At 54.5% G+C, this 18,954-nt stretch carries 19 protein-coding genes and 4 pseudogenes; 9 read left to right on the top strand and 14 right to left on the bottom strand.

Features of this window, described 5'->3' with window-relative positions; all coding sequences use genetic code 11:
* Positions 1-241 precede the first annotated feature (241 nt).
* From J1N60_RS19805 to J1N60_RS19815, 3 genes are all read right to left on the bottom strand, one after another.
* Positions 242-532 (bottom strand): hypothetical protein, encoded by a 291-nt coding sequence (locus J1N60_RS19805; RefSeq protein ID WP_312912822.1) that lies wholly within the window; start codon positions 530-532, stop codon positions 242-244.
* Positions 533-978: 446 nt separating this feature from the next.
* Positions 979-1,146 carry a hypothetical protein gene (locus J1N60_RS19810; RefSeq protein ID WP_312912823.1) on the bottom strand — a complete coding sequence of 56 codons (168 nt, stop codon included), beginning with the start codon at positions 1,144-1,146 and terminating at the stop codon, positions 979-981.
* Positions 1,147-1,210: 64 nt separating this feature from the next.
* Positions 1,211-1,417 carry a hypothetical protein gene (locus tag J1N60_RS19815; RefSeq protein WP_312912824.1) on the bottom strand — a complete coding sequence of 69 codons (207 nt, stop codon included), beginning with the start codon at positions 1,415-1,417 and terminating at the stop codon, positions 1,211-1,213.
* Between the two features lie 385 nt (positions 1,418-1,802).
* On the opposite strand from J1N60_RS19815, the gene J1N60_RS19820 reads away from it, so the two are divergent.
* Positions 1,803-2,249 carry a DUF7522 family protein gene (locus J1N60_RS19820; protein WP_312912825.1) on the top strand — a complete coding sequence of 149 codons (447 nt, stop codon included), beginning with the start codon at positions 1,803-1,805 and terminating at the stop codon, positions 2,247-2,249.
* Positions 2,250-2,680: 431 nt separating this feature from the next.
* Here the strand turns inward: J1N60_RS19820 and J1N60_RS19825 are convergent, their stop codons facing one another.
* The 3 genes and pseudogenes from J1N60_RS19825 to J1N60_RS19835 all read right to left on the bottom strand — a co-directional run bounded on the left by J1N60_RS19825 (position 2,681) and on the right by J1N60_RS19835 (position 6,089).
* The gene (locus J1N60_RS19825; RefSeq protein WP_312912826.1) at positions 2,681-3,592 is read right to left on the bottom strand and encodes a DUF7972 family membrane protein; all 912 of its coding nucleotides are present in this window, start codon (positions 3,590-3,592) and stop codon (positions 2,681-2,683) included.
* 548 nt (positions 3,593-4,140) lie between these two features.
* Complete coding sequence (locus tag J1N60_RS19830) at positions 4,141-4,809, bottom strand: helix-turn-helix domain-containing protein (RefSeq protein ID WP_312912827.1); 669 nt, start codon at positions 4,807-4,809, stop codon at positions 4,141-4,143.
* Between the two features lie 702 nt (positions 4,810-5,511).
* A pseudogene (locus J1N60_RS19835) lies at positions 5,512-6,089 on the bottom strand (DUF8170 family protein).
* Between the two features lie 120 nt (positions 6,090-6,209).
* On the opposite strand from J1N60_RS19835, the gene J1N60_RS19840 reads away from it, so the two are divergent.
* A complete protein-coding gene (locus J1N60_RS19840) occupies positions 6,210-6,620 on the top strand; it encodes a helix-turn-helix domain-containing protein (protein WP_312912829.1) in 411 nt (136 codons plus the stop codon).
* Positions 6,621-6,765: 145 nt separating this feature from the next.
* On the opposite strand, the pseudogene J1N60_RS19845 reads toward J1N60_RS19840, so the two are convergent.
* Positions 6,766-7,090 (bottom strand): annotated as a pseudogene (locus tag J1N60_RS19845) (DUF6788 family protein).
* A gap of 695 nt (positions 7,091-7,785) precedes the next feature.
* Between J1N60_RS19845 and J1N60_RS19850 the strand changes: the two are divergent.
* Together J1N60_RS19850 and J1N60_RS19855 are read left to right on the top strand one after the other, a co-directional pair.
* Positions 7,786-7,971, top strand: a pseudogene (locus J1N60_RS19850) (hypothetical protein); the annotation flags it as partial.
* Positions 7,972-8,347: 376 nt separating this feature from the next.
* Positions 8,348-8,506, top strand: a complete 159-nt coding sequence (locus J1N60_RS19855) for a hypothetical protein (RefSeq protein ID WP_312912833.1) — start codon at positions 8,348-8,350, stop codon at positions 8,504-8,506.
* Positions 8,507-8,541: 35 nt separating this feature from the next.
* Here the strand turns inward: J1N60_RS19855 and J1N60_RS19860 are convergent, their stop codons facing one another.
* The gene (locus tag J1N60_RS19860; RefSeq protein WP_312912834.1) at positions 8,542-8,736 is read right to left on the bottom strand and encodes a hypothetical protein; all 195 of its coding nucleotides are present in this window, start codon (positions 8,734-8,736) and stop codon (positions 8,542-8,544) included.
* Between the two features lie 87 nt (positions 8,737-8,823).
* Here J1N60_RS19860 and J1N60_RS19865 point away from each other — a divergent pair, with 87 nt between their 5' ends.
* Positions 8,824-8,982: a hypothetical protein gene (locus J1N60_RS19865; RefSeq protein WP_312912836.1), complete on the top strand. Its 159-nt coding sequence runs from the start codon at positions 8,824-8,826 to the stop codon at positions 8,980-8,982.
* Positions 8,983-9,304: 322 nt separating this feature from the next.
* Here the strand turns inward: J1N60_RS19865 and J1N60_RS19870 are convergent, their stop codons facing one another.
* Positions 9,305-9,559 carry a hypothetical protein gene (locus J1N60_RS19870; protein WP_312912838.1) on the bottom strand — a complete coding sequence of 85 codons (255 nt, stop codon included), beginning with the start codon at positions 9,557-9,559 and terminating at the stop codon, positions 9,305-9,307.
* Between the two features lie 30 nt (positions 9,560-9,589).
* The gene (locus tag J1N60_RS19875; RefSeq protein WP_312912839.1) at positions 9,590-9,727 is read right to left on the bottom strand and encodes a hypothetical protein; all 138 of its coding nucleotides are present in this window, start codon (positions 9,725-9,727) and stop codon (positions 9,590-9,592) included.
* A 439-nt stretch (positions 9,728-10,166) separates the two neighbouring features.
* Here J1N60_RS19875 and J1N60_RS19880 point away from each other — a divergent pair, with 439 nt between their 5' ends.
* From J1N60_RS19880 to J1N60_RS19895, 4 genes and pseudogenes are all read left to right on the top strand, one after another.
* The gene (locus J1N60_RS19880; protein ID WP_312912840.1) at positions 10,167-10,886 is read left to right on the top strand and encodes a DUF2270 domain-containing protein; all 720 of its coding nucleotides are present in this window, start codon (positions 10,167-10,169) and stop codon (positions 10,884-10,886) included.
* Between the two features lie 115 nt (positions 10,887-11,001).
* A pseudogene (locus J1N60_RS19885) lies at positions 11,002-12,332 on the top strand (hemolysin family protein).
* A gap of 1,175 nt (positions 12,333-13,507) precedes the next feature.
* Entirely contained in the window at positions 13,508-13,951 is a 444-nt protein-coding gene (locus J1N60_RS19890) for an SPW repeat domain-containing protein (protein WP_312912841.1), read from the top strand.
* 265 nt (positions 13,952-14,216) lie between these two features.
* Positions 14,217-15,449, top strand: a complete 1,233-nt coding sequence (locus J1N60_RS19895) for a succinylglutamate desuccinylase/aspartoacylase family protein (RefSeq protein WP_312912842.1) — start codon at positions 14,217-14,219, stop codon at positions 15,447-15,449.
* A gap of 277 nt (positions 15,450-15,726) precedes the next feature.
* Here the strand turns inward: J1N60_RS19895 and J1N60_RS19900 are convergent, their stop codons facing one another.
* The 4 genes from J1N60_RS19900 to hisI all read right to left on the bottom strand — a co-directional run bounded on the left by J1N60_RS19900 (position 15,727) and on the right by hisI (position 18,389).
* Entirely contained in the window at positions 15,727-16,083 is a 357-nt protein-coding gene (locus J1N60_RS19900; protein ID WP_425499367.1) for a DUF7344 domain-containing protein, read from the bottom strand.
* 190 nt (positions 16,084-16,273) lie between these two features.
* Positions 16,274-16,537, bottom strand: coding sequence for a hypothetical protein (locus J1N60_RS19905; RefSeq protein WP_312912844.1), 264 nt, complete (start codon positions 16,535-16,537; stop codon positions 16,274-16,276).
* Between the two features lie 209 nt (positions 16,538-16,746).
* Entirely contained in the window at positions 16,747-17,586 is an 840-nt protein-coding gene (locus J1N60_RS19910) for an IS5 family transposase (RefSeq protein WP_312912845.1), read from the bottom strand.
* Between the two features lie 425 nt (positions 17,587-18,011).
* A complete protein-coding gene (hisI, locus tag J1N60_RS19915) occupies positions 18,012-18,389 on the bottom strand; it encodes a phosphoribosyl-AMP cyclohydrolase (protein ID WP_312912846.1) in 378 nt (125 codons plus the stop codon).
* Positions 18,390-18,954 lie beyond the last annotated feature (565 nt).

Consider the following 18,954-nt stretch of genomic DNA (forward strand, 5'->3'; position numbering starts at 1 on the left):
ACGCTGAGATGCATACACACAATACGTTCGGCGTAGTATAGTGCGAAAACAATCTCGACTATCTTGACAACTTCCGAGTGACCATGCTACTCAGAATCGTACTTGAAGCGGTGCAGACAGCCATCGACGAATTGCTTGACAACCTTTCCGACGACAGTGACGCTCGCGGCGATCGAGGCGATCGCGACGTCGTCGACGAACCAGAACCGGAGCCAGACGGGGGCGGCGGCTTCCCGTCGGTCTACGAACTCAACGACGTCAGCCCGACTTCCAGAGTGCAGCGCTCGGCGAGCTCAGCCTTGAGGAGCACGGCCACCTGGTCCACGATCCAGCCGACGGCATCGGCACTGTGGTCCGGATCGATTACGCCGAGGATGCATTCCTCGGCATGAACGCGCGGCACAAACTCGAGGACGTCGTCGGCTACCAGCCGCACGTCGCCCACGCCAGGTGCCAGATCTACGTCCCGGAGGACTTCGCTACCGTGAGCAAAGAAGCCAACGGCGGCACGAAGTTCTCGGGCTTCGTCCATCACAACGACGACTGTGGCGCCGGCGGCGATCCATGTCGCGGCGAGGGGTTCAGCGGGCGGATTTCCTGCCCCGCAGCGGCGGCGCGTACGACGAGACGGGCGGGGACGACTATCCGCTCGCCATCCAAATCTACGACGGCACGCACGACGTCGACGAGCAGGAGTATGGGTGGCACGACGCCTGGTTCCGAGGCGGCGCAAAGGGCAAGTGGATCACCATCGACTACAGGATTGAGCCCAACTCACCTGGCGAGGCCGACGGCGTGATGGAGGGCTGGGTCAACGGCAACCCGGCCTACCACTGCGACGACCTGCTCTTTTTGATGAGGATCACAGTGACCTCAGCATCGACGAGTGGCACTGGCACTTCTATTTTGGCGGCAGCTGGGGATCGCCGGAGGAAAATAGTCTGTATGTACGGAACTTCTCGCTCTGGACGCCGGACACTACCAAGCGCCGAGAAGCTTGAGGATTACCGCCATCATTACGAAGCCGAGAGCGATGTCCGCGTAGAGCGACGATTCTTCAGAGCGCGATGCACCCATCAGCTTTGCTACCCATCCCTTCCTTGCCTTCTTCCAGACAATATTCCACCCTCTGTCGTTTCCTGACATACACTCGATATGGAGTGGCATGCACTTAATTGTTTCAATTAGTTATACAATATGTCTATCTGATCTATATCCGGCCTATCCTCAGAACCTTCAACGTGACCTCGAGTTTTGCAGCGGCCCCCGTCGGAGTGAGTCCGTACGCCTCACCTATGCCGACCGCGAGCCAGTGCGCTCGCCGAGCGATCGTCTCGTCGACGTCGTCGCTGCCCGCAAACTCCTCGAGGGCGACGATCGTCATCCAGTCCTCTTCCGGTGTGGTCTCGAAGTCCATCGGTGGTACTGGCCGCGTGACCGTATAAAAACTACAGCACAGTCTGCGGAAACGCCAATATTTCCCAATTCACTCGAGTGAGAGGCTCTCTGGCATGGTTTGTTGACATTTCATTGGCGAGTGGCCACAGGGTTCTATAGTGTAGCGTTTGATCCTCGGATATGAAACGTCGCCTCTTGCCAATCTTCATTGTACTCGGGATTGGATTCGGTATTCTGTTCTACTTCATCGGCCGGCATATCGTTCGAGAGATACTGGCGGATGCTGAGGTAACGTTTGGTCCACTCTTGGGAACGTCACTCTCGATCGTGGTTCCTCTTCTGGTCCTAATTTTGATTTCAGGGCTCTCTATCAGTTTGGTCTCGAAGCTCGAGATCCACAAGATGTGACGGGAGACTGCTCGAGTCGGCCTATAATATTATCATTAGCGACAGTCAATCTATCTGTAATGGTTCAAGAGACGGCAGCCCAGTTGACCGATTATCTGGATGAGGAGTTCGGCGACGAACTCCGCAGTGTTGGCTATTACACGCCGGAGAACAGCGAGTTTATCTATGCCCGTGAAGACGTCGAGTCAGCCTACGACTGCGGCCAACTCCAACGTGTGTTTCGCGATAACCGATTGGAAGCACTCGATACGCCCCACCAGGAGTCGCTGTATAATCACGGGGATTTGATTGCGACCGCTCGGTTTTTCGAACACGCGACAGAGCTCCACTTCGTCATCGACGAGACTGAAGGGATCGTCGCCTCGATCGATGCAGGCACCGCTGACGATGTTCGCGAGCTGGTGTGTGAGTGTGCCAACGTCGTCGAGCCCAGTAGTGCGTAAATCAGAGTGCTGGCGCCACACCTACTAACAGTAGAATCGGACTCAAGGACCGAAGACGTTGGTGATGTCAGTGTGTCAAACGCGGGGAAATGATGGTGGTGGTTGGAGGATGAGCTACACCTGGGTTGGTGATCTCCCCCGCCCCGCGCAGTTGACCGTCTTGGCTAGACCTATGTTATTCTATCAGTCAAAACGTACTCGAGAGCCCTTCTTCATACATTTTTATAGGAAATTTTGCCGTTGCTGAGTGAAAGGTTCTGTTTAAATCCTATTCTTTATATGTGTTTTATATTGAAACAAATGCTCACTACACATGCTTACTGATCGAAATCTATGCTATTAGCTAACTGATGTCTTCTCTCTTGGTAAGCGTGATACACCTAACTCGTCCTCCCGTACGGCGACGAAATCGATCCCAATCGCGGTTATTGCTACGTCATGAATGGGGTGATTGACGCAATATGCTGGGCCACTGTTGCTACCCGGAGGATAAACGCTATCAGGAGCGCAAGAGGGATGAGACCAACCACAATCGTCAGGAGAGTGAAAACGAATACCGTTGGCATAGGGGTAGCCGCCGTGGGAAAGGTAGCAAGCTCGATGAGTAACGCGACTGGGAGAGAAATAGCCAGCACTCCGACATACAGGAGCGAGCGAGAGAGCTTCGCGAGTTCTTCCTTCATGAACGCGGTCGTAAAGTACTGTCGAGCAATGTCGAGATTCTTCAAATCCGCGCTCAAGGCATCGAGCGTGGAGAGTAACTGTTCATGCTCACCCCCCTCGTAAGCCGATTCAAGCTGATGACATTCATGAATGTGGGTCGCGTATTCGATACCGAGGAGGGGAACGATCACCGAAGAGAGCTTATCCGATCCTGTCCCGAGTTGCTCGCTAATCTGGGCACATTCCTCCGGTAGCTCATCGGTAAGGTGGGTATCCGGTTCACTGGTCGAGTCGGGGAGAAATTCCGCGAGCGAACCGGCGCGTTCTTGAGTCTGCTGAAGGAGCTGTTGCAGGAAGTCGGCTGGATCGGTCGGTGGTGCCGGCTGGTCAAGTGCTGCCTGCCGATAGTCGGCTGATTGGTCAATCTCGTCTCGGAGCGACCCCGGTGACTCCAGTTCCTGGGAGAGAATCACCTGGTTGATCGCGACCACAAGGGTGATGAGCGTAATATTCCCCCCGATCAACGCGCTCGCGAGATAGATCAACGGCGTGAGATTGCGGATGGCGAATTGGGAGAAGAGAGGGATAAGCACCACCACAGCCATGGTGAAGAGTATCCCAGTCGCGACGTTGAATCGATCCCCTGAGAGGAGCAGCCATTGACTGAATCGGTCGTCCATTCGTTGATTGGTATTTCGTCGGTCAGCCAGAAAAGGTGTGGTGTCTCTCTTCACCTTCTCTCTGTATCAGGATTTGATTCTCCGATTACGGACGATCCTTGTGTCCCCTGTATTGATCGATCACTACCCCTCATTGATTGACTCTCACCTCGTGCCCCATTCGCGCCCTGAGTTCAGCATACACTAAATGAGCTACCCAGTACTTGTCAGAAACGACGTGACCGACTCAGAGGTTAAATTCACCACAACAGGTTCGCGTCTTTCCTCGGACTGCTCAGTAACCTAGCGTATCCCACTCGTCGGTCAACTCAGTCGTCACTAACACCCGTAGTACTCGTCTTTTTGACGGCCTGAAATTCGGTTGATCCGCATTGACACCCGTTTCTCGCCCCGATCGGTTGTGCCGTGCCGTCAGGCCATTGCCTCGCTGCATAGGCAGTTCCGCAATCGAGACATGTGACGGCTATCCGTGTGCTCTCTCCACTTGGCATAACTATCCCTCCAACGGGTACTTCTGTTAACGCTATTTTTGGGTATCCAACGGGTTTTTACGTACTTTCTTGATTCGACTCCACTGTTTCGGGAAGGGTGCCCTCGAGGGTGTGTTTGATCCCCCGGCGGAGTCGAGACGCGATGGCCTGCTGAGAGATGCCGAGTTCGTCGCCAAGTTCTTCCATCGTCACTTCGCGCGGGGATTCGAAGTACCCACGCTCGTGGGCGAACACCAGTGTGTCTTGTTGCTTGTCAGTGAGTGCTGCCTCGGTTTCCGTCTCGACCGGCGTCAGGGCGTGCAGTTTCGTCAGTGTGACCGGGATCTCTAACTCTCGGCAGCGAGATTGAAAGATTGCAAGATCGCTTCGCGTGTCCCCGCGGATGTCGAACGTCCACTGCTGGTTCGTGCCGGTTACTTTGATGAGCGGAACGCCGGTCTCGGTCAGCACGCTCAGCACGTCGTCGTACTCGAGTGACCACTCGACGCGCAGGAGATATTCGTTCTCAATGGAATCGACGAGCTGGATGTCCCTCACGCCCGGGTGGGCAGCAAACGCCTCCTCAATGTCGTCAACTTCCGTTCCTCGAACCCAGAAGTAGGGGATCACCACGTCCTGTGACGGGATCAATCGCTCCAGTTCGACCGTCACGTCCGGGAGTTGTGCGAAGATGGTGCCGAGGGGGAACTGATCGGATGGGACGGTAAAGGTCGCCTCAGTTGCCATGACTCGAACGATGTCGTGCTGATTGTAAAACCCTTCCATGGAACAATATGGTGGGGACGACGGACTCCGTCAATCCGCTTTGATCGCTCTCGCCGTGCTAACTACGCGCCCTAAGCTCTGACATACCAAATGAATTGCCCGGCTCCTTTCAAAAACGACATGAGCGACACAGAGGGTGTATGCAGTACGGCCAGCCCATTTATTTCACCGTTTCAGGAAGAGACCAATTGCTACATACGAACGCTTACAGACCAGATCTCACGATAGCCGTACACGGTCGATTTCAGCAATATTCGAATCCATAACGTACTCTCTGATACAGTCCTCGCAAACGAATGCCCAATAGATCTTCCCACTCTCATATGTTACTTTAGTCACTTTCCCATCCTCACTTTGACAGTCGGTACATTCGATAGTTGATTGAGGGGATAGAAACGGATACTCATGTTCTACAGAATAGTTCATGGTTTCACTACAGGCTACAGTGACTTATCCTTGGTGTGATTATCTGGGTTACAAGTCAGACTCTCTATTCTTCTGAACTGGCGTTATGTCTATTATCTATACTGAGCGTTCGACCTTCCGCGTTAATCCTTCCTCAGCCCGTGCAACATTCGCGCTTTGTATTCAGCACGGTCACAGATACCTATCATCGGCCAAGGATTTCAACAGAGCCCTCTATCTATCGTTTTTCCGGATCACTCACGAGAGGTCCTCGGCACACTCGACGAGATCATCCTCAATCGTCCACCGACAGAGACGCCCACCATCATCGAGCATCTCGAAGATTGCCGTCTGCATCCCGCTATACGGGTTGCTGGTATCGATGCCCGTGTCGAGCGTGTTCACATCTATTGTGTCGTACTCTCGTTTGAACACGTGTGTCTTCGCGAATTACCCCTCGAGGGCAGTGAAGTGCCCTGTTCGACGAGAAAGCCGCCCTGAGCGTGTTCGGCGACGTCAACGATGACGTCCGTGTAATCGGCGAGCAGCCGGAATTTGAGGTAGGTGTTCGTCCACTCGCTTCGGATATCGACCATCAGGAACGCGTACGCACCGGGCTGACGGTTGAGACGGTCCTTCACAATCTGGAGACGACGGATTTCGGGTTTCCCGTAGCTGCCGAGGACAAAGTACGAATTTTCAGCTGAGAATATCGGCGTGAGCTCTGTAACACTCTGTTTGAGCGCTTCGTACTCCTCCGGCGTGAGTGAGGCCTCGTGAAGATACTCGTCCGCTTTCTCGGCAAGTCCGTCGACAGTGACCGGTTCCTCACTCATATAGTCGGGAATTCTCCCGTACCCTGCTTTAATGCAGCGAACGCATCGGCGACCGTATCGCTTCAGACCAATTCGCATTTAAGCGAACGCTTTTGCACGCACCACTCGAACAACGAGGTAATGAGTACGTCCGATCACCCGCCAAGTGACCTGGAGTCCGTACGGGAGCGGCTCAACGTCGTCACTCAGGAGACGCGATTCGCGCTTCTCCAGGACATCTTCGGTCATCCGTCGGAACTGACGACACTGAAGGAACTCGACTACGTTAACCCGAGCAAGAGCCAGACGACGATTCGTCAGCACCTCCAGCACCTCTTCGACGCCGGCATCGTCGAGGAAGTACTCCTGCCAGGGGACCGTCGGCAGAACGACCTCCCGTACAAGTTCTACGGGATCAGTGAGAGTGGTCGGCAGTTCCTCGAGGAGCACAAGTTCCTCCGAGCGCAGGAGACCCTCCGAGAGATCTACGATCGAGTGGAGAAGACCGACGCCATCAAACGCTACGAAACCGCTCCCCGTCCCGAGCACTGATTGACTCTCCTTTTATTTCGCAAACGAGGGGTCCCGTTCATCCTATCAGTCAATTCATCTCTCACGTGGGGGTGTTCCTCTACTGAGTGCAAAATCATCTCGCATACAGGGTGTGTTAATCCTACGATCAGGACAGTTATCCGCTCTACTTGTCGGAGTTGACCGGTCCCTTGTATTTGGACTTGATCTGATTCCCCTCTCGCCACTGTCAGTAGTAGTAGCGGTTGTCGTTGATTTCCTTGATCGTGATCGTCGCCTTTGCGGGGACATCGTCCGGAAGATCGTCGGGCCGCCCCCTTGATGTCGTCCTCGTCCGATTTTTCCTCGAGACGAGCCTTGCGCTCCTTGTGTTCGGCCAGCTCTTCGGCGTAGCGGGCAATGTTCCGGAGGCGCTCCGGAGTAGACTCGTTGAGGGTGTTGACTATCTCCGTCGGGAGGTTTGCCGGTGGGGCCGGTGGTTCGTAGGACATCGGCAACTCTCGTGTTAACCAACATAGAACGACTATCCAATAGTTTTGTTGGTTAAGACAAGCCTGATCCATCTGCCCCGCTGGCTGTAACACTACTTGAAATATCCTTATAATGAAGTTACGTACTATATTACATTGCACCCCGGCGTACCGAACTCGAGATTCCCGCTACCGTCGAACGTGGGGACACGATCTCCGAGCTCGCCTCACGTGATCCACGTCCCCCATAAAGCGGAGATTTGTGTCATGAACACTCGCAGCCTCCCGCTTCAACTCCTTTATTTACTAACCTATCTCGACACCACCTAGTGATTCAACACAGCCGGTCAAACCGGCCGGTCACCTACATATTCGGTTGGCTTCCCGCCATTTTCGTGATGGGGGTACCGTGTATCTCCTCGGGAAACTGTACGAGTAAGCCGGTGGCTCGAGGGTTCCGGTACGTGGATCAGTGACAGAGGACGGCCACCTGGGGGAGTGGCCGGGTTATGGTGGTGCGATTTTCGTCCGCTTCGATGCCTAACGGTCTGTACCTCTGGCACGGGAGGGTATCAGACCGGGCTGACCTCCACCAGTGAGTAACAAGGTTGTTGGCCCGTCGTATTCAGGGGAAGTCGAGACAACCGTCAGAGTCAACGAACACTCAAGTACATTGACTCAAGTCTCCTCCTATGGCGCTATAAGACGTCCTCCCGGACCGACCGCTTTCCTTCGACGAGTTTCAAGACCTACAATCGAAAGACGCGTTTGATAGCGTAATGACGCTGGATACACCTGGTGTCGGGAAGGAGTACCTCATTTTGAAGAAGGCCGAAACCGAGTACCTCCTCCACCATATCGACGAGAAAGGCTGGCACCGGTGCGAAGAACCACACAAGTAAATACAGGCGTTTCGTGGCGTAGCTCGAAGGTTCAGGTACGTGAATCGGTAGGGAAGACGGCCACCCGGGTGAAGGTGGCCGCCATGGGGTTGCGACGCCTAAGCGGCGCCATGCAAACTGGCCTGCGTACCCTGGGCCTTAGGGGTCAAGCCACCACTAGACATGCTACCAGAGGTCAATATAGTTCGCCCGTCGTATTCAAGGGCCGCTCGCTCGCACTTTCACACCTCGATTTCAGCACGTAGAAGCAGGTTCAGCCACGAGTCGACGCTTGTCACACGTCGGGCACTCGAATCAGCTGTGAGATACCCGAGGGCCAGACCGACATACCGGCTTCCAGCGAGGGCCTTTTCCCTCGTTATCGTGTTATTACGATATGGCATCACAATCCGACGCATTTTGCCATCTGTGTAATGACACGATGGACTCCGGCGAAGACGTTCAACAACACCTACTGAACGAACACCAGCCGCCTGAATTGGCCGAAGAACTCGCCACTCTGTGGGAATCGGAGGAACATGGCAACCCTGAATAACCTCGCTCGAGGCCCCGTTACTCGCCATCACCACCTCACATCTGTTCGGCCTCGTTGGCGAGCTGGCGCTCGAGCGACGTCGCCCCGTCGACGAGGTCAGTGGCCGTCTCGTGTTTCGGCTGGTCCAGGCCGGCGGCCGGCACCTTCTGGGGTGACGCCAGCACGTCGCGGACGTGTGCGAGTGACTGTTCCCGGATCTCGAGGTCTGAGAGCGGGTCCTGTTCAGACATCGCGTTCACCCCAAAGAGTCCGTGAGACGATCTCGAATCGACGTATCTCGGCGAGATCCTTTTGCCCTGACGAGGCGTATCTACTGCATGGCAGTCATCTCCGAGCCGCTCTGCTTGCTGTGTAACCAATCGGTCGACGACGACGAAGAGCTCGAACACCACCTGTTATTCGATCACCGGCCGACTGAATTGGCCGAAGAACTCGCGTCCCGGTGGGAGCCCGAGGAACTCGGCGATTTCCAGTAACCCTGTTTTCGACCACCGCTGCATGACCCACGCGCCCGCACTGTGATTACTCGCCATCGTCACCGCCCAGTTCAGATCCCGCACCTACTGTTCGCTGAATACAGAACTTTGGGTGAGGGTGTGGTAATAATTGGCACAGTGGTGTGAGTTTATACGGATTCGGGCTGGTATCATCACCTGTCCTGGAGACCTGCCGTGGCATCCTGCATACGATCCAACGGCTCTCCAGTGACGTACTGAGGCATCGCCGAAAAACCCTCTCCCACCCCATGGTTTCTCGATCGGCTGGAAATATCCAGAGTGATCAATAACGTTCGAGGCGTTACTCGCCATCGTCCACCTCCTGCATCAGCCGCTCAAGGACGCCGCTCGAGAGCGTCAGGCTGTCGTAGATATTCTGTGCTTCGACGCGCTGGACGAGATGCACGCCGCCGTCTTCGAGAATTTCGAGGCGCGTCTCGCGTCCGACCTGCTCACCGCAGAATTCGTAGTTCTCCGTGGCCTTGAGCGCGGTCTCGATGCCGTTACCCAGCGGCCCGTCGACGGTCTTGAACTCGATGTCGATCAACTCACTCATCGTCATTCATCACTCGTTCTGGACGCTCGATCAGCCTGTTCGCCACGGCCGCCTCACGATCCTTGAGGCACTCGACGGGCCAATCCCATCCGCTTGCTGGAGTGCCACTGGATCCTCAAGCGGGATGTCGCCGGCGTCGTCCCACTCGTCGACGAGCGCCTGAATCATCGTTTGGCCGGCTCTGTTGAAACCCTTTGAAGGTGATAGAAATAGCGTGCTGAATACAGTGCTCTGTAGGATCCTAGACGAGGCTGTGATTAGCCTAATACCATCGGAGAGCAGTCAACCACTTGGCTAGTATCTGGAATCCACTGCAGTCTCTTGATTTTACAGGAATCTGTTCATCCAGCCATTAGCATCCGGGAAATTTCACCCATATCACATCGCAACTAACCACCTCCAATTGATCCAAAACCGGCGCAGCCTAGTGATCCTACAGAGCAGAATACAGAGAATGGAGGCAGCACAGCAGATTCGTTTGTTTCACAATCTCTGGCCGGAACAACCGATACATACAGATGCGTACTGTCCGATGTTCTCCAGTACATGACACTCAGATTACGCAGTCACCATAACTGCTTATGGAGCGAGGAGATGTCTCTCCTCTATGACCGATTCGAATAGCGACGAGTTCGACCCAACAGCACCCGACCAACGGGAGATCGGCCGCGAAATGGTTGACGACAGCACGGGACTCGGTTCGGTGATGGCCCACGCCTACCGCGGAGAGATCGACCGAGTGGGGACGTGGCGCCAGCGCCTCGACGAGACGACGACGTGGGCGGTGACGCTGATGGCAGCAATTTTGACGTGGGCGTTTTCGAGTACCGATAACCCACACTATATCGTGCTGATCGGGATCGTCGTCGTCACCGTCTTTCTGGGCATCGAAGCACGGCGGTACCGGGACTACGACGTCTTTCGCTCTCGCGCTCGAGTCATCCAGGAGAACCTGTTCGCAAACGCCCTCGATCCGTCCCAAGGCACTGAAAGCCACGACTGGCGAGCGGAACTGAGCAGGGACTATCGCCGGCCGACGCTGAAAGTCTCGTTCTACGAAGCACTCACAAACCGGCTCCGGCGTGTGTACCTTGCTCTGCTCAGTGTCCTACTGGTCGCGTGGGTCTTCAGGATTACAGCGTTCGCGCCGCGCCAGGACTGGCTGACAACCGCTGGAATCGCCCGTCTCCCCGGGATTGCTGTGGTTGCCGTTGTGGGCGTGTTCTACGTTGTACTGCTGGGCGTCACCTTCTGGCCCCGTGAACGCCATGCCAAGGGTGAATTCCGTGAAGGGGACCCGGACGATTGGAAAGAGACAGACCGATAACTACATTGACAGCAGTCGGTCACCCGCGAACCACTTAGAGGATTTTAGTCATTGGGGAGAGATGTATAGCTATGGACACACCACAATTGAACGGCAGTACTTTCTGGGAGTATCGATGGTAGACGTTGCGCTCTCGGCGGCACAACTCGTCTTAGCGCTGATTCTCGTGGTATTAAACGGCTTTTTTGTCGCTGCAGAGTTCGCCTTCGTTCGAATTCGGGGGACATCGGTCGACCAGCTCGTCGAGGAGGGGCGGCCCGGCTCGGGGACGCTCCAGGAGGTGATGACGAATCTCGACAACTACCTCGCCACGACACAACTCGGCATCACCATCGCCTCGCTCGGGTTGGGATGGGTCGGCGAACCCGCAGTGGCGGCGCTCATCGAGCCCATTCTAGAATCGGTTCTCCCGGCGGCTCTCATCCATCTCGTCGCGTTCGCAATCGGCTTTAGCATCATCACATTTCTCCACGTCGTCTTCGGTGAACTCGCCCCGAAGACACTCGCAATCGCCCAGACCGAGCGACTCTCGCTGTTCCTCGCCCCGCCAATGAAGGCCTTCTATTACCTACTCTATCCGGGCATTGTCGTCTTCAACGGGGCGGCCAACGCGTTCACGCGGTCGCTCGGTGTGCCGCCCGCTTCCGAAACCGATGAGACACTCGGTGAGCGGGAGCTCCTTCGAGTACTAACACAATCCGGTGAGGGAGGGGGCATTGACGTGGCAGAAGTGACGATGATCGAGCGCGTCTTCGACCTTGACGATATCGTGGTGCGGGAGGTCATGGTCCCACGACCGGACGTGGTGAGCGTTCCGGCGGATGCCACACTATCCGAACTGCATTCGATCGTCTTAGAGGCCGGACACACGCGCTATCCGGTTCTCGAGGCCAACGACGGTAATCAAGTAGTTGGATTCGTCGATGTCAAGGACGTGCTGCGAGCAGAGGTGACCGGTGGGGATGCCGAGAGAGTTGGTGACCTCGTCCGCGAGATTCGCATCGTCCCGGAGACGATGGCAATTAGCGATCTCCTGTTACAGTTCAGGGAGGATCGACAGCAGATGGCCGCAGTCATCGACGAGTGGGGAGCATTCGAGGGGATTGCAACGGTTGAAGACGTCGTTGAGGCCCTCGTTGGAGACCTTCGAGACGGGTTTGATCTCGATAAGCGCGAACCGTCGATACGGCGGCGCGACGATGAGGGGTACGACATTGACGGCGGAGTCCAATTGTCGAAAGTGAATGAGACCCTCGCTGGGGACTTCGAAAGCGAGGCGGTCGAAACGATCGGTGGACTGGTACTCGAACAACTCAACCGCGCACCAGAACCTGGCGACCGCGTCGAGGTCGCCGGTCACGTCGTTGAGGTAACGAGCATCGAGGGGCCCGAATTTCGACGGTACGGGTCCACGAAAGAGATATCGATGATCCAGCGGTGGACTAAATGGGTATGGACTCGCTCGTTTAGGTCCGTTCGGCTTCGCGCCGTCGTCTAATTGGTGTTTTGTTCTCTACCGGTCTGACTCGTAGTCGTTCATCAATCGGATCAACAATTGATGAGTCTTGGATTCCAGCGATGGAATCAGATCTACGGTTTGACATCCTCTCTGCCCTGAAGGACGAGGATTCCCGAGTCAAGCGAATCGATACGGGAGGTCGATGGTGCCACTGACGGCAGTGTGTCTTGTTCGGACGAAACCGTCTGAGCGTTCGTAGTTTTGGCTAATGAATTGACTGGTTCGCCACGAAATTCGCGTTCGTGAGTTTCGAGCGCCTTCGTGATTTGGCGTTTCGGCGGATCGAGGATCGACTAAGATTGACTAACTGACTGCGCTCGTTGATACAGCCACACAAACTATCCTCAATGTCCACTGTACGGCCTAAAATATCATGTCTTGCCCGAACGCAAAAGATTGCGACCTCCGAGAATGAGCACGAATAATTCTCAATTCTCGATTGGAAAGACAGGCGTGGGTGGCTTCGCGTGAATGACAACACGCTCTAAGTCTAAGCTATAGTGCTCACTGTATGGGCGGTACTGATCAATCCATTATTTTAAAATTCTGGCTGCCGCAGGGACAGTCGTCTGTACCGATCGGTCGAATTCTATTGTTTGCACAGACTACTGCTGCGTGGGCTGTTCCGCACTCAGTACAGATAGCGACCACACGGTTCTCACCACCTATCTCTCGAGACATAGGAGTACCACTCGACCATGCATATTCAAGCCTGTTCCTGCATACCGCGAAAGTCCTTTAGAAGGAAATGTCCCTATTTGTTAGACACTATTCCCAAGAGGTGAGTGCAATGCCGAGTACCGATTTGGATCAGTCACGATTGGGTTCGAAATTCTTTAATTCGAACCAGACCTCGATTAGAAGGGCTACGAATACGACGAAAAGGCTAGCCATCCCAACGCTTTGTCCCCGCCTAATGATCTCCAGAAACAGGAATCCGTGGCTCTGTTGAAATCCTTTGAACATGATCGGTTTGGTACCGTCTGCGGTAAGTACAGTGATATGGTGACCACCAAACGAACAAAGCTGCATCCGACCTTCCCGACGGGTGCAGGCACCATCGTTTTCCGCATATGAGGGGTACGAGCGGCGAGGAAAAATCATGAGCAATACACCGACCGACACCGGAATGGACTCCGACGCTGGGTCAGCCCGGAACAGAGAGACGCTGAATACGGACGTGATGCAGTGGTTGAGCGCCCTTGTCGCCCTGATCGGGTTATACCTCGTCGCCTCGCCGTTTATCTTTGAGTCGACAGACGCAGCGACCTGGAACGATACGCTCGTCGGAACAGGTATCTTTCTGCTTGCCGGGTACAACTTCTACCGACTGTCGAAGGACCGATTGGCAAGTGTCGCCGTTGCATCGCTGACTGTCTTGCTCGGCCTTTGGACAGCGATCGTCCCATACGTCATGGAGATGGGGAGCAACGAACTTGCAACCGGGACCACACTCTCCGGCCTGGCTGTCGCTGCCCTTTCGGCCTACAACGCATACGCGAACGGGAAAGCCGACGCACCAGACCACGTCCGCACTCGCGCCTAGCTCACCTATTGATGGCTCTTTTCGAGTTCTTGGAACGCAACGTAGCCCGAATACGGTCCGACTGACAGTTCTCCTTCTGACAGGGATACCTAAGTAATCCATACACAACTGTAGTGAGCAATAGCTCCACAAAAATTATGTATGATGGAACGGGTTTGAACAGAAACTCCCGAGAAGTTGCTGATGATCTGAGCCTTCACGACTATCCGTAGTCCACGTGGACATCCTTCAATCGCGAATCTATCTGAAGTGTTAGCCGACCGTGTTGTCATCTAGATCTAGTTTCTCGTGTAATCGCAGGGCGAACGTACTTCTGGCTGTCTCAGATCGTTTAGGTATAACAGTGCCGTCCAGTAACACCGATCAGGGCGCGTTCATCTTCGACTCAGCTGACGGATCGAAAGAGACGCGTCGATGTCGAGCGGGAGAGAAACAACATTTTGAGTACGCCGTAGGGGAGAACTATCTGGGCCAGCCCATCAAAATGCCGGTAACGATCATCAACGGCGAACGGTCTGGACCGCGGCTCTTACTCACTGCCGCGGTCCATGGCGACGAAATAAACGGTGTGAAGGTCCTCCAGCGGATGGCGAACCGGTATGAGCCAACTGAGCTCCATGGCACGCTCGTCTGCATCCACGTGGTAAATGTGCCGGGCTACCAGGCCGAAGAACGGTACCTGCCGATATATGATCGAGATTTGAACCGTTCGTTTCCGGGCCTCTCCGACGGGTCAGAGGCGTCACGGATGGCGAAGATAATCTACGATCAATTCGTCAGTCGGTGCGACATCGGACTCGACTTCCACGCGTCGACGCGGAACAAACTGGCACTAATGCACGCTCGAGCGGACATGGACGACGACGGCGTCGAGCGTCTCGTCAACGCATTCGGCATCGAATTGGTGTTGTCCGGCGCGGGCAATGAGGGCGCGTTACGACGAGAAGCAACCGAAGACGGCATCTCGATGGCCACGATCGAGATGGGGGAGGCGAATCGATTCCAGCCCGTATTGATCGAACGGGCGATTGACGGTGTCGAGAATGTCATGGCAGAGTACGACCTTTTGCCGGAGACCGACCCAGACGCACCTGAGTTCGGGAAGGTGCTCCAGAGCGACGGTGAGAAGGAATGGCTTCGCGCGGATACCGGCGGCCTGGTGGATATGAAGTGGGGGCCACACCCGATCGTGAGCGAAGGCGAGACAATTTGCGTTATCTCAGATCACTTTGCGCAGGAGGAGCACGCTGTTGAGGCACCATTTATGGGCCTGCTGATCGGCATTCTGGCGAACCCGCGAGTGCTACCCGGTCGTCCGTTGATCCACCTGGTCGAAATATCTGAGGACGAATACGATGAGGCTGAGGCGACGTTTGAGGAGCTCGGATTTCAGGCCCAACGAACGTTCCACTGGATGGGTGAGATGAGCGAGGTCATCGTCGACACGACCCTCGATGACGCCAAAGAGGCAACTGAGGGAACACTCGACGAGGGGTGAAATAACGAAGACGACGATGCACTCACGGCGACTGATGTTACGCCGAACACCGGGCTCTCCCAACGTTTGATAGATCAATCTTCTGTATTCAGCAGGCTCTCTCTGACAGATTCTCGGCAGATGATTCGGATGATGCAAGATACAAAGCGCGAATGTCGCATGATATCTGGTTCAATTTGTGAAGGTGGTCGCTCAGTATAGGCGTTGTAGTGAACGAATTTGCATTCTACTATCGTCACCACACCGGAACGTCTCGCGAAAACCCTTGGACAGTCGTCTATGCGTTAGCGTGACCGCTGAGTTCCAGATACGGCGCAACTACCGTTCGCCCGACCGCTAATTCCACCTGTTCCTCGTCCGTGCTGTATCGAACGAGTCCCGCATCATGGAGGTGCGGCAGGTGACAGTGCGCCAAGTCGGTGAGAACACGCTCGTACCGTTCGTTCGTCGGCTCGCCTTCTTGAATCGCGATGTACTCGGCCAGATCGCCGATCGGGATGGCCGCCGGTTTTTGCGCTAGATATGCCACTACGTGCTGTCGACGGTCGTGGGAAAAGGCCGTAAACAGCTGCGTCGGGGTGATATCGCGGCGCTCATCGTCGGGCTGGTTCGGGTCTCTGGTTAGTGCTGTCATGGTTATCTGCTGGTACTGTACCTACACGGCGTTTTATCCAACACATCATCGTGCGCCAACTTCAGCAGAGTACGTCTGGCACTACGTGCATTAGGAACCCTCATATATCTTCTTGTTCTCTTAAAGTGCTAGAAAACTAATATACTGTATATGCTGTCGATCGGCTCGGGTTATCTATTCAATTTCCTGATCACTCTTCGAGCAGTGATGGATCGTATGTCCGCTCAGCGGGCGGTACTTTTTCGATCGTGACTCGCCAATTCGGGGCATCGGAAACAGGTCCGGGAAACTCCCACGTATCTTCAACGGCGGCTCCACGGCCATACGCCGAGATGATCAGGTCCTTGAGTTCGTGTTCGAATGTGGCCGATGCGTCAGTGGAGGATGTTGAGGGGTGATTGGCTTCCATGATGGATAGAGGCGTCAGGGCGGTGATCACGCTCGGAACGCTCACAGTATCCAAGCATGGGGCATAGATAACGATGTCGTTCAGCGATTACGTTCACAAGACTCTGATGAAACCTTCTTTCTTAGACAGCAGTCCTAGTGAAGCTATTGCTCACTACGCACCTCTACGCAATGACTGATTCGCCGTAATGAAGATGAAAGAAAGAATCTCTCCTTGATGAATACAGCCTCTGGGCCCTGTTTAGACGCCTGAATTCATCGGGTTGAATCCTCGATGGCGCGTTCGATGTTTCGAACCGCGGATTTCATGACCAGTTCGCGGAATTTACCGAACCGGGTTCGCGACCAGGGCGTCTCGCCGTAGCGACGACGCAGCTCGAAAAACACCGATTCAGAGTTCGAACGTAGGTGATACACCCGATCATAGATGAGTACATCTCTCGCCCATCCCCGCATCCCGGGAGCTCGCTGCGGAATCAACGGTGTGACACCTTCCGAACGCAACTTCGTGCGAAGATTCTCCCAGTCGTAGCCTTTATCAGCAGCGACAGCCGTTAACTCGTCGAGATTCCGCACCAGCACTTGCCACCCGATCTGTGTATCGTGCGGTTGTTTCATCGAGCAGTGTCTATCGAGAATCGCACTGGTCTCACAATCAATGAGCACCGACGTTTTCACCGCTTCAAACGTATACTCCGTCCGCTTGGCGTAATGCTGGCTGGCCTGGACGTGATCAACATCGGTTGCGTCGATCGCCTGGACATCACCAAGATCATACAATTCAATAGAAGAATCAAGAATTGCTCGCCACCGCTTCATCGGGATCTCTTGTTTTCGCGTACACACCGTCGAGAAGTGTGGGACCGTTTCAGGCGTCAAACCCAATGATTTCGTCACTCTCGGCATCTCTTTGAGCACATCCAGCAGCTTCCTATAGACCTGTCCGAGATACTCTTTCAGCCCCTGAACGGCCAGAACTACCCAGTCAGCGTACCCGTCCTTGCCCGATCGATAGGCTGGGCCGGGATCGCCAGCGACGGCTTTTTGAGCAAGCGATACGACTGTCTCCGTGAAGCGAGCTATCTTGGTTTGCACACCGAATACATCCCGCTTTACTTCCTAGTAGATTTGGTATTTCCTTGGAGCTACTAGCACGCCGATACTAGATCCAGAGGCGCCACGCTTCCTGAAGCCGACCGTCTAAACAAGGCCGAGTGACAGTGTCTAGTTTGGCCAATTTGAGCCATGAGCAAGTCATGAAGTTAGCGTGGATAGGCATAGCGCGGAGGAAACAATGATGTGGTAGCTGGTTGGCTATGAGGGCGACGTTGGCAACGACAAACCCCCTCCCCCGCGCTATGAGAGAATTGTTCTCAGTGAACGTAACCGTATTGGCCGTGTCGGATCACTCAAAACAAACTCGCCAAGATATGTTATCGAGGCCTCACTAGTATCAAATTAGCCAACAGGGTATCAGTGGTTCAATCCCGCCTCCCGCTATTGTTTAGACACTATTTCCGCTACTCGTAGACCTCGTCCGGATCAAATACCTTTTCACTGACGGTCTCGCCTTCGATCGTCCGATAGAAACAGGACCGATAGCCTGTGTGACACGCCCCGCCTTCCTGATTGATTCGGTAGAGCAGTGCATCACCATCACAGTCGACGCGGATCTCTTTGACCTCTTGGACGTGCCCGCTGGAGCCGCCCTTCTGCCAGAGTTCGTCACGACTTCGAGAGTAATAGTGAGCGAGCCCCGTGCTCTGGGTTGCGGCGAGCGCTTTCGGGGAAACGTACGCGAGCATCAAGACGTCGCCTGTTTCGATGTCCTGTGCAATCGCGGGAATCAGTTCGTCCTCACCGAAATCAAGCTCGACATCTAGACGGTCTTCTTCCATATTTATCTGATACCGCAGACCCGAGATACCAGTTGTTATTTCGGAATCCCCTGGCGTGCGTATCGTGTGCGGATCGACTTGGTGACCTGTTACGATTGGCGGATTTTCGATGGCCGTATCTCCCTACAATATTAGAGAACATCGCAGCACCGATGCGCTCAATATTGACTTCTGAGTGACCAGCTCCCGTTGTCCGTAGCTTTACTCCGTCCGCGATGACCAGTTGCTCACCACTCAGCACCTTGTTTAACGCATTCCTGAAGGTTATTTCGTGACGAACGGCCGTGGAGGTACTTACCCAACAACAATTTAGACCACTGAGACGACGAAATGTCCGGACTATTGACTCTTATTAGAGCTACACACCGTACACGAGGTTAGATACCATCTAAAATTGACACGAACTGGTGAATGTGAAATTTTTACTTATGTCCAATATTACTCTGATACACGTATGGGTATTTCCTTTAATGGCCATATTATTGAACACGATTATCTATGTAGGGGCAAACACAACCACAGCCTTTATTTTTGCCTGCACAACAGGCTCCAATACCGTGACTAC

It is taken from the genome of Natronosalvus caseinilyticus, assembly GCF_017357105.1.
GTDB classification, from domain to species: domain Archaea; phylum Halobacteriota; class Halobacteria; order Halobacteriales; family Natrialbaceae; genus Natronosalvus; species Natronosalvus caseinilyticus.